This window comes from Paenibacillus sp. MAEPY2 (assembly GCF_000499205.1).
Taxonomy (GTDB): domain Bacteria; phylum Bacillota; class Bacilli; order Paenibacillales; family Paenibacillaceae; genus Paenibacillus; species Paenibacillus vandeheii.
On sequence record NZ_AWUK01000014.1, the window covers coordinates 58579 to 70021 of the forward strand.

The 11443-nt window shown below is 47.6% G+C and carries 11 protein-coding genes and 1 other annotated feature; of the genes, 1 reads left to right on the top strand and 10 read right to left on the bottom strand.

Annotated elements, in window-relative coordinates; all coding sequences use genetic code 11:
• Positions 1-77 precede the first annotated feature (77 nt).
• From P364_RS0114050 to P364_RS0114085, 8 genes are all read right to left on the bottom strand, one after another.
• Positions 78-314, bottom strand: a complete 237-nt coding sequence (locus tag P364_RS0114050) for a hypothetical protein (protein ID WP_024630744.1) — start codon at positions 312-314, stop codon at positions 78-80.
• Between the two features lie 189 nt (positions 315-503).
• On the bottom strand, positions 504-2138 hold the full coding sequence (gene groL, locus P364_RS0114055) for a chaperonin GroEL (RefSeq protein ID WP_024630745.1): 1635 nt from the start codon (positions 2136-2138) through the stop codon (positions 504-506).
• Between the two features lie 73 nt (positions 2139-2211).
• Entirely contained in the window at positions 2212-2493 is a 282-nt protein-coding gene (groES, locus tag P364_RS0114060) for a co-chaperone GroES (protein ID WP_024630746.1), read from the bottom strand.
• Between the two features lie 458 nt (positions 2494-2951).
• The gene (gene tatC, locus P364_RS0114065; RefSeq protein ID WP_024630747.1) at positions 2952-3734 is read right to left on the bottom strand and encodes a twin-arginine translocase subunit TatC; all 783 of its coding nucleotides are present in this window, start codon (positions 3732-3734) and stop codon (positions 2952-2954) included.
• A 79-nt stretch (positions 3735-3813) separates the two neighbouring features.
• Entirely contained in the window at positions 3814-4065 is a 252-nt protein-coding gene (gene tatA, locus P364_RS0114070) for a twin-arginine translocase TatA/TatE family subunit (RefSeq protein WP_024630748.1), read from the bottom strand.
• Between the two features lie 199 nt (positions 4066-4264).
• Positions 4265-4750 (bottom strand): MogA/MoaB family molybdenum cofactor biosynthesis protein, encoded by a 486-nt coding sequence (locus P364_RS0114075; RefSeq protein WP_024630749.1) that lies wholly within the window; start codon positions 4748-4750, stop codon positions 4265-4267.
• 37 nt (positions 4751-4787) lie between these two features.
• A complete protein-coding gene (moaC, locus tag P364_RS0114080) occupies positions 4788-5291 on the bottom strand; it encodes a cyclic pyranopterin monophosphate synthase MoaC (RefSeq protein ID WP_024630750.1) in 504 nt (167 codons plus the stop codon).
• 15 nt (positions 5292-5306) lie between these two features.
• Positions 5307-5945, bottom strand: coding sequence for a 5-formyltetrahydrofolate cyclo-ligase (locus P364_RS0114085; RefSeq protein WP_024630751.1), 639 nt, complete (start codon positions 5943-5945; stop codon positions 5307-5309).
• A 276-nt stretch (positions 5946-6221) separates the two neighbouring features.
• Here P364_RS0114085 and P364_RS0114090 point away from each other — a divergent pair, with 276 nt between their 5' ends.
• Positions 6222-8180, top strand: a complete 1959-nt coding sequence (locus P364_RS0114090; RefSeq protein ID WP_024630752.1) for an ABC-F family ATP-binding cassette domain-containing protein — start codon at positions 6222-6224, stop codon at positions 8178-8180.
• A gap of 558 nt (positions 8181-8738) precedes the next feature.
• Here P364_RS0114090 and P364_RS0114095 read toward each other — a convergent pair.
• The gene (locus P364_RS0114095) at positions 8739-10295 is read right to left on the bottom strand and encodes a 2-isopropylmalate synthase (protein ID WP_024630753.1); all 1557 of its coding nucleotides are present in this window, start codon (positions 10293-10295) and stop codon (positions 8739-8741) included.
• 211 nt (positions 10296-10506) lie between these two features.
• Positions 10507-10850, bottom strand: a binding site (T-box leader).
• Positions 10825-11016 carry a hypothetical protein gene (locus tag P364_RS38720; RefSeq protein WP_024630754.1) on the bottom strand — a complete coding sequence of 64 codons (192 nt, stop codon included), beginning with the start codon at positions 11014-11016 and terminating at the stop codon, positions 10825-10827. (Overlaps the previous feature by 26 nt.)
• Between the last annotated feature and the right edge of the window lie 427 nt (positions 11017-11443).

The following is an 11443-nucleotide window of genomic DNA, read 5'->3' on the forward strand; positions in this document are numbered from 1 at the left end:
GACTTAACGCGTGGTATGAAACTGCTAATGGTAGTCTGCCTGTTAACAAACACTATGTATGGTATATTTATTTATTACTACCTCGTGTATCGATCAATGTCATCGATCGCAGATTGATGCTCTCTTCTATGGTGATCTTCATGCTGACGAACGTCGTTCTTTAACTTTGCCAAGAATCCCCACCCCATGAATACCAATAAAAGCACGGTAATCAAAGCATAAGCGAAACTATATAGGTTCATGTAAAAATTAATAAAAATTGCACCTACCATCAAGCCGAGAATCCACAACGTCCACTTTGTACTCTTTCTCAATTCATTTCCTCCCCAATCAAATTCCATATAATCATATATATGTATCATTGTACATACGAAGAAGTAAGCTAACAGGTATCGATTCAGTGTCAAAACATAATTCAAAGCACCCTACTCTAAATATATAAAAAAAGGCTCCCTTCCGGGAGCCTTTCATCTATCGGCATTACAAAGGTTTTTACACCTTTATTACATCATGCCGCCCATTCCACCCATACCGCCCATGTCAGGCATTCCGCCACCAGCACCTGCAGGTTCTGGTTTGTCAGCGATAACCGCTTCGGTAGTCAGGAACATTGCCGCTACAGAAGCAGCGTTTTGCAATGCATAACGTGTTACTTTCGCAGGGTCAACGATACCTGCTTCGATCATGTTAACCCACTCGCCAGTCGCAGCGTTGAAGCCCACGCCTGTTTGTTCTTTTTTCAGACGTTCCACGATTACGGAACCTTCTTCGCCAGCATTAGCTGCGATTGTACGGATTGGTGCTTCCAAAGCGCGCAGGACGATGTTTACGCCTGTTTGCTCGTCACCGGACAGGGCTACGCCTGCAACCGCGTTGTATACGTTCATGAGCGCTGTACCACCACCGGATACGATACCTTCTTCAACCGCAGCGCGAGTTGCGTTCAGGGCATCTTCGATGCGAAGTTTGCGTTCTTTCAATTCTGTTTCAGTAGCCGCACCAACTTTGATTACTGCTACACCGCCGGACAATTTAGCCAGACGCTCTTGCAGTTTCTCTTTGTCGAACTCGGAAGTTGTTTCTTCCAGTTGTGTACGGATTTGGCTAACACGTGCATCGATATCGGATTTGTTGCCAGCACCGTCAACGATGATTGTGTTTTCTTTCGTTACACGGATTTGACGAGCTGTACCCAGTTGTTCCACAACAGCGGATTTCAGGTCCAGACCCAGTTCTTCCGTGATCAATTGGCCACCAGTGAGGGCAGCGATGTCTTGCAGCATTGCTTTACGACGGTCACCGAATCCTGGAGCTTTAACAGCTACAGCATTGAATGTACCACGCAATTTGTTCACAACCAGCATCGCCAGTGCTTCGCCTTCGATATCTTCAGCGATCAATACCAGCGGCTTGCCTTGTTGAACGATTTTTTCAAGCAATGGCAGAATGTCCTGAGTGCTGGAGATTTTTTTGTCTGTGATCAGGATGTATGGGTTGTCCAAAACAGCTTCCATTTTGTCCGTATCCGTAATCATGTATGGAGAGATGTAACCGCGGTCGAATTGCATACCTTCAACCACTTCCAGCTCTGTAGCGAATCCTTTGGATTCTTCAACCGTGATAACGCCGTCTTTACCCACTTTTTCCATAGCTTCAGCGATCAGTTCGCCTACTTCTTCGTCAGCTGCTGAGATTGCTGCAACTTGTGCAATGGATTGTTTGGTTTCAACTGGTTTGGAGATGGATTGCAGTTCAGCTACAGCCGCTTTAACCGCTTTGTCGATCCCTTTACGGATACCGATTGGGCTAGCGCCTGCAGTTACGTTTTTCAAACCTTCTGTGATCAGCGCTTGAGCCAATACAGTTGCAGTTGTTGTACCGTCACCGGCAACATCATTGGTTTTGGTTGCTACTTCTTTAACCAGTTGTGCACCCATGTTCTCGAATGCATCTTCCAGTTCGATTTCTTTAGCAATCGTTACACCGTCATTCGTGATCAGCGGGCTTCCGAATTTTTTCTCCAGAACCACGTTACGGCCTTTAGGACCGAGTGTTACTTTTACTGCATTAGCCAATGCGTCCACACCACGAAGCATGGAACGACGAGCGTCTTCACTGAATTTAATGTCTTTAGCCATGTTAAGAAAACCTCCCTAGAATATTGTGTAAAATGGTGTTGCTATATGGTTCGGTTAACCGATTAAATTTGAATTAGTCGAGAATCGCGTGAATATCGCTTTCTTTCATAATCAAATATTCTTTACCTTCGAACTTGATTTCTGTACCGGCATATTTGGAGAAAATAACGCGATCTCCTTCTTTCACTTCCAGAGCTACACGTACTCCGTCTTTCAATACTCCGGCGCCAACAGCAATAATTTTACCCTCTTGCGGTTTTTCTTTAGCGGAGTCCGGCAGTACGATCCCGAAAGAAGTAGTTTGCTCTTGCTCCAGTGGTTCTACCAATACGCGTTCACCTAAAGGTCTGATCATGAAAAATAGCCTCCTTTTGAAATTATATAACGTTGCTTTGTAGGTTGTAGCCATATGTATTAGCACTCGACAGTGTTCAGTGCTAACAACCAACTTTATGATACTTCAACTTGAAGCATGATTTCAAGTCCTTTTCATGAATTCCTGCGAGATTTTACGTTGTATTTACACCACTCCAGCCAAAAAACGCCCGATTTACCTGAGCAAATGTCATAAATACCATATAACTTGTTCCACAGAATCCATTGGTCCTCCTGCAACGTTTCAGGCAGCCCCTTTTCCATTGTATCCATTGTTGAACATAATATGCCTACTTGTCCCGTCTGTCTGACTATAAGCTGTAAAAGCTATCGCTCTACAGCCCTTCATATCCCGGGTAAGAGCCGATCGGCTTATCCCGGGACGGGCATCATACAAGATCATTACAGTTTCAACAAGCGGATGAAATTCCTCTCTTGTTATACTGCACTCTGCTTATCCTCGGCACGGATGTAACGGGATTCAGCCTCTGCATCAGCTGCAAGCTGTTTGCGATGCACAAAGCCAGACAGAAACACACTGATCTCATATAACAGAAGCAAGGGAATCATCACGAGAAAATCGGATATAAAGTCAGGCGGTGTAACTACAACCGCAATGAAGATCAGGACAAAATAAGCCATCCTGCGCATTTTTCGCAGCCGAATTGGATTCAATATTCGCAGTCCTGTCAGGAACATAATGATTAGTGGAAGCTCAAACAACAGGGAAACCGGAAGTACAATGCCAAACAAAAAGCTGAAGTACTGCTTCATTCCATACGTCTCCACAAGCCCCATCTTCTCCGTAATTGATGTTGTAAAGGCCAGTGCCATCGGGAACACAACATAATAGGAGAACGCCAGACCGAACAGAAACAACAAAAGCACATAAGGAACATAACGCAATGTAGCTTTCCGCTCCATCGGTCGCAGCCCTGGACTAACAAACTTCCAAATCTGATACACGGTAAACGGCAGCGTAATAATTAATGAGAACAGACCGGCAATCTTCATGTAGATCCCGATCCCGTCCCAGAACGAGAAGGCATGGAGCACAAAACCTTGCGCCGTCTCTGCCTTTGTCAAGTAGCGATACACCGGGTCTGCTACAAAAAAGCCTGCTACCAGACCCAACACAAAAAGGCTTAACACATAGATTAGCCGCTTGCGCAGCTCACTTAAATGTTCCGTAAGGGTCATTTCTTCATTCTGCTGCGTCATTCCTGCCCTCCATGGTTGTCAGCTTTAAAATACAAAACCCTTCCAGCGGGAAGGGAGTTCTCATTCATTGCCGTCACAATTATTCCGGCAGGCGTTTATCCTCCGGCTTGTCTACCTGTACAGCTTCTGACACTACCGGGTTCGCTTTTTCCTGCTCTTTGCGCTTGGATGAATTGTCATCCGAGATGATGTCGCGGGCCCCTTCCTTGAATTCACGGAAAGTACGCCCAACAGCGCGTCCCAGTTCCGGCAGCTTGTTCGGACCGAACAAAAGCAAAGCAACGATGACCAGCAAAATGACTCCTGTGGTTCCAATGCCCCCAAATCCCATTGTTATCCCTCCCAGCTTCAAGCTTTTGGATCGCGCACTCTTTATGCATTCTCAAAAGATGTCTTGTCTACTATCAGAATTATGTCAATCATACCATAGATGTAACCACTTACATAACCCACATTTTTCACAAAAAGACCTCGGTACCCAATCTTTTTTCCTGCTTGATTTCACACCTGCTACTAAGGCCATTTCTCACTTATTGCTTGAACTGACCTGTAACCATTAACAGAGCTTCCGGAAGTTGGTCCATAATGGCAGCCAAATGCTCATGCACACCCTTCGGTGTACCTGGCAGGTTGACAATCAATGTACGTCCGCGAATGCCGCATACGCCACGGAACAGCATCGCAGAACGATTCTTGCCCATGACACTGTATCTCATGGCTTCAGCCATGCCTGGAACTTCCCGTTCAATAACCCGTCGGGTCGCTTCGGGAGTAATATCACGAATCGCAAGCTCCGTACCCCCTGTGGTCAATACCAAATCAGCGTGAAAATAATCTGTCATCTCAATCAAAGCCGCGATAATCTCATCGGGTTCATCCGGAACGATGCGGTACTCCACGATTTCCCCACCCAGTTCTTCTTCCACAAGCTCCCGGATCACTTGGGCACTCGTATCCTCACGTTCCCCGCGGGCCCCTTTGTCGCTGGCTGTCAGGATTGCTGTTCTCCACACCATAAAGATCACCCTTCTCCTTTATGAAAATAAATGTCCTTTATCGGCTGAAATCGCCGTTCTTGCCACCACTCTTGGAATTCAGCATGGTTGGACCAATAATCATATCTTTTTGCATGGCTTTACACATGTCATAGATCGTCAGTGCCGCAGCCGAGGCCGCCGTGAGCGCCTCCATCTCGACACCTGTCTTCCCTTCGGTTTTGACCGTAACTTCTATCTGCAGTTCATCGACACCGTTGTCATGAAAACGGATATCCACACCCGTCAAAGCCAATGGATGGCACATCGGAATCCAGTCTGATGTTTTCTTCGCGCCCTGAATACCCGCAATCTGAGCCACAGCCAGAACGTCACCTTTGCCGATGCGGCCCTCCCGAATCGCTTCAAGCGTAGCCGGATTCATCGTCACTTTGGATACCGCCACGGCTGTACGTACGGTACTTTCCTTACCCGAAATATCAACCATTCGAGCTCGTCCCTGTTCATTAAAATGAGTCAGTTTCCTGCTGGAAGCCTGGTCGTTATTCGCTTCTAAATTCAATCACATCACAACCCTTTATTCGATATGTAATATACCTTCGGTTGTTATCAACAGATCAAGCCGCAGATCAAGCGGGTCCATCGGAATTTCGTCCTGCAGCTGGCCAGGCAATACAAATGCAGCCATACGTGGTCTTTTGTCCGTCATCGTGCACTTTGCTGAAAGTGTCTCGGCAAAACGATCATAATAACCGCCGCCGTATCCAATGCGCCCTCCATGTAGGTCATATCCCAGCCCTGGTACTATGACAAGGTCAATATCAGGCCAGCGATTAGGTTGCAGCACTTCACAGGAATCCCTGGGTTCAGGTATCCCCCATATTCCCGGTTGAATATCCTGTGCACCCACGACACGCCGCAATTCCATTCGAGCCGGATTCGCTTGCACTTTCGGTGCGAGCATCACATCTCCATGCCTCCAGCCCTCTTCAAATAAAAAGGCTGTGGATGCTTCGCTTCCGTAAGACAAATAGCTGAATATCACAAGCTGCTTGCTCCCCAGCTTCCATTTGTCCTGTCTAAGACGCTCCAGCTCCCGCTTCGTCACCACATTAATCTCATTCATCACCTGCTGACGCATGGTTTCATCCATCAGATCCCGGCTCTGTCTCAGCTTGGAACGAAGGCGGCTTTTCAATTCCGTATGATCCTGCATGTCTTTGAATAACCTCCTGTTGATCGAGAAGGTAAACTAGCTCTCAATTAAAACCATTTATATGTTATGCACAGTTGTCATCGTGTTGAAATCGTTAAAATGATTCATTTTCTGCAAAATCCTCATGTATTAACATGCCTTCTTTCAGTTTATCATTGATTGACCAAAAAGACTACACGCCCCAGGCACTCCTAATCGGTGCATTTGCTCTGTATTTCATGTAAACTGGGATGTAGTTGTCAATTCAAGAACTGGACCATGGAGGAACTTAATTTTATGCTGCTGCAAGTATCCGGAATTATCAAACGTTTTGGTGTCGATCCAATCCTGGACGGCGTGAACTTACAAATATTAGAACGCGAGCGCATCGGCCTCGTTGGTGTTAATGGCGCAGGGAAATCCACTTTGCTCAAAATTGTGGCTGGGGAAATGTCCTACGATGGCGGACAGATTTTCAAATCCAAGGAAACGACGCTGGGTTATCTCGCGCAGAACAGCGGACTGCAATCCGATCGCTCCATATGGGAAGAAATGATGAATGTGTTCGCCCATCTGACCCAGGCAGAAGCGGAGTTGCGTCAAATGGAACAGGATATTGCCGACCCGGCTCAGATGGAAGATGAAAAAAAATATGCCGATCTGCTTGAGCGTTATGCCAAACGCTCTGACTGGTTCAAGGATCATGGCGGTTATGAGATGGAAACCCGTATTCGCAGTATTCTGCACGGAATGGGGTTCGGTGAATTCTCACCAAACACCCCAATTGCCACGCTGAGCGGCGGGCAAAAGACACGTCTTGCGCTTGCTCGCATTTTGCTTCAAGCCCCTGACCTTCTCATGCTGGACGAGCCTACCAACTATCTCGACATCGCAACTCTGACGTGGCTTGAAGATTACCTGAGAGGTTATTCAGGTGCCCTGCTTGTTGTATCCCATGACCGGTATTTCCTTGACCGGCTTGTCACAACCATCGTGGAGATCGAGCGGCACCGCTCCAAAAAATATACAGGCAATTACAGTCGGTATATGGAACTTAAAGCTGCTGAATATGAAAGCCAGATGAAGCAATATGAGAAACAGCAGGATGAAATCTCCAAGATGGAGGAGTTTGTTCAGAAGAATATCGTGCGTGCTTCAACGACCAAACGGGCGCAGAGCCGCCGCAAGGCACTCGATAAGATGGAACGGCTCGACAAACCAATGGGAGATCTGAAGAAAGCTCACTTCTCTTTTGAAACGGCTGTTATGTCTGGCAAGGAAGTGCTCCGTGTGGATCAGCTTTCGGTTGCCTACGATGAGGCTTCCCCGTTGTTCCGCAATGTCTCTTTTGATCTAAGACGCGGGGAGACGGTTGCATTGATAGGGCCGAACGGAATCGGAAAATCCACCATGCTGAAATGCCTCACTGGAAGTTTACGCCCCGTAAGCGGTGAGATCCAATGGGGAACCAAAGTGCAGATTGGCTATTATGATCAGGAGCAGACAGGTCTTAACCCTTCCAATACCGTATTGGAAGAGCTGTGGAGTGCCTATCCCGGCATGGAAGAAGCGCGAATTCGTACGGTGCTTGGCAACTTCCTGTTCAGTGGAGATGATGTGCTCAAAAAAATCTCATCCCTCAGTGGTGGAGAAAAGGCACGTGTCTCTCTCTCCAAGCTCATGCTCAAGGAAGCCAATATGCTCATTCTGGATGAGCCTACGAACCATCTCGACCTGTTCGCCAAAGAAGTGCTTGAAGCGGCGCTGATGGACTATGAGGGCACATTATTGTTCATCTCGCATGACCGGTATTTCCTCAATAAAATGGCTGAGCGTATTGTCGAACTGCATCCCGGCGGGACAGAGCATTACCTCGGCAACTATGATGATTATGTGGAGAAGAAACAGGAGCTTGAAGACATCGCGCGTGAAGCTGCTGAAGCACGCCTTGCCTCTTCCAAGAACTCGGCCAAGTCTGACCCGAGCCTATCCGTAACCGAGAAATCCGGTGCCGCCTCATTCGAAGCTGACAAGCAGGCCAAGCGGGAAGAACGTAACCGCCAGCGTAAGCAGGAGGCTCTTGAACAACAGATTGCGAAGCTGGAAACGGAGATTACGGAGCTTGAGGCACAGATGGCTCTGCCTGAAATATATCAGGATTATATGAAGCTGCAAGAACTCCAAGAGTCGGCGGAGGATCACAAGCTTCAACTTGCCAAGGCTTACGAAGAGTGGGAAGAATTAGCTCTGGAATAGCAGCGGAGATGACCTTTTTCAATCTAATCCATACTGTACTCTTATACCGAACAAGTAACTACAGTAAAAGCTGATTCCTAGATGGGGTCAGCTTTTTTTGTTGATTATAAGGGAGAGATTTGACAAGGGTGTTTTCATATTTGTCAAATCCACTCGAAATCCGAAAAATATTTTTCCACTCAGCAGCATCATATTTATCCACAAAAAAGCAAGATAGCCAGCAATCGACTCTATTTAATTAGACGGCGGTAGAATAGCTTATTTTGCACAAAAACCATATTTATCCACCGAGTTATACACATTATCCACAACTTTGTGGATATATAGAAGACATTCTATCCCCTAATGCTTTTTATTTTCGAAAACATTACTGGTTTGACTTTGGTGCAGTTACCCACAATTCGCACTGGATATGTGGATAACTATACTCACATCTTGACAAACGTAATCATCGATTCCCTTTTTATCTCCTATAAAAGGACAAAAGCAGACCTCGTATTCAAGGCCTGCCTTTGGTCTGCCTGTGGTCACCAATTTATGTGATTTGCTGAAGTACTATTATGCGTGCACAGGTTCATCACTCTCGGAAGACTCTGCCTTCAATCCGGCAGCATTACAAGCTGCGACATACGCCAGACCCGCAGCCATGACAATATCATTGTGAGTGGCTGTCCCTCTGAATTCACGTCCTGCACGCTCCACGGTAACCGCAGCTTCCGCACTCGCTGCCTCTCCTCCGCTCAGCGCGTGCATCTCCATATCGACAAACGTAATATCGTCCGAAATACTTTGGCCAATCGCACGAATGGTTGCATCTACCGGACCACCACCAACCGCAGAATAGGAATGCTCCCCTGCGCTCGTACGAATACGAACTGCTGCCATTCGATCGGTCATGCTGCCTGCGGTGACCTGCAACTCAACCAGCTCATAATCCTGTGCAGGGATATTCATGGTTTGGCTAACCATCTGCAATAACTGATCATCACTGACCACTTTTTGTTGATCGGCAGTTTCTTTAAATACCTCATACAGTTGTTCCATCTGCTGCTCATCCGGTTCAAAACCATATTTGCGGACCCGATCTTTCAAAGCGTGACGACCGGAATGTTTGCCCAGAATAATCATGCTGCGTGGGATCCCCAGCGCTTCCGGGTCCATAATCTCATAAGTACTCCGGTTCTTGAGCAGACCATCCTGATGAATACCAGACTCATGCTGGAAAGCATTGCGTCCCACCACCGGTTTGTTGTAGGCAATCGGGAAATGCATGGCACGGCTAATCTGACGGGATGTCTCATACATCTGGTTCAGTTTGATATTGGTCGTTGCGCCAATCACGTCTCCCCGTGTCTCCAGAGCCATAATCAGCTCCTCCAGTGCACAGTTGCCCGTCCGTTCTCCCACACCGTTAATGGTTACTTCAATCTGGGAAGCACCGTTGGCAATGGCAGCCAGACTGTTAGCAACCGCAAGCCCCAAGTCATTATGACAGTGTGCGCTGTAGCGAACCTTGTCCCCGCCCCTTGCACCCTCACGTACCTGACGGAACATCTCTCCATATTCATGCGGCAGTGCGTACCCGACTGTATCTGGCAAGTTGATAATACTTGCTCCCGCTTCAATGGCCACTTCAACCATCTCGATCAGATCATCCATCTTCGTACGAGCCGCATCCATGGCGGTGAATTCCACAATATCCGTGAACTGACGTGCATAGGAGACCATCTCCCGCGCGGTAGCCACCACTTCACTGCGCGGACGGCGCAGTTGATGCTCAATATGAATGTCCGAAGAAGAGATAAACAGGTGAATTCGGCGGCGTGCTGCGTCAGCCGTTGCTCGAACGGCTGCATCTATATCCCCTTTGACCGCACGCGTAAATCCGCAAATCTCTACATTTTGCAGTTGTCTGGAAATCGCCTGAACCGCCGCGAACTCACCTGGACTTGAGATCGGGAATCCAGGCTCGATGACGTCAATGCCCAGAGAAGCCAACTGATGTGCCAGTTCAATTTTTTGCTCAGGCTGCAGACTCGCTCCCGGTGCTTGTTCTCCATCGCGCAGTGTTGTATCAAAAATCTCTATCATGCGTTTGTTATTGTTCGTTGTCATATCCATCAACCTCCATCAAATTTGAATAATTATTCGTTATTGGGGATCAGAACGAGGCGTTCATTTCCCGTTTTCTATGTTTATTCATTTCGCAATCCATGCCAGTGTGCACGTCGACTTGCACACCGTGCGTATTTCTTTTAACCGTGATTATAGATTCCCATTGCCCACCCTGCTGCCGGCAGCAAACACAAATAACCCGCCATCTCATCTAAGAGACGGCGGGTTATTATCCCTCCGCGGTACCACTCTTGCTTGATGGTCCAGGCTTGCGCCAGGCACCATCCACCTCGTCGTCTCCGGGCATATCAGTTGTCTCTGCGTACATGCAACACGTACAACCGACAGCCGGAGAAACACCCTGTAACGGGGGTTAGCCGTTGCTGTGTACCACATGCCCATTCGTCCGCAAGGACAATGGGGTGAGACATCGGTCTCCATGCTTCCACAGCTCCGTTCCCGGGCGAGATTCGAACGATTCCAGCTGCTGCGTCGCACCACCCCGCAGCTCTCTGTGCGCTTTATCGTTTTACTGCTCCCGTTCATTACATTTATGATATGTGATCATGAACCCATCACCATTTTGAAAATCAAAAAAGCCTGCCATCTCCTGCAATATTGCAAGAGACGACAGGCTGTTCACCTTCGCGGTACCACTCTTGTTGACTTTCATTTCCTTCGAGCTGATCCTGTATGCGTCCATACCGTTATCATTGCCCAAAGTGACAAAAGCCCCCTCAGTTATTGTTGATTTTCTACCGATATGTCATCCGTATTCCATCAACAACGGCCCTTTCACGGAGGCAACCCGTAACCATGTACTTTGGGCCATCATCGGCCTTCGGCTTCTCCCGGGGAGTTACCGTGTTCCATCGTTCCGCTTCCAGGTGAGTTTCAGGTTTCCTTCGACTGCGTTGCACCACCCCGCAGCTCTCTATGACCGGGAATTACCCTACTGTTCCTGTTCATTGCGTTTTCAGTTCAGGAATCTATATAAGTCAACAAATGAGTATTTACACTGGCGCTCCGATGACAAAACAACCTTCCGATCGCTGTTATCCCCAGATTTCTTTGATTCCCTTCTCTAAAAGGGAAAATCCGGTGATAAAGGCGAACGCTTCGCTTCTCCAGGTTATTTCTGTCCTCTC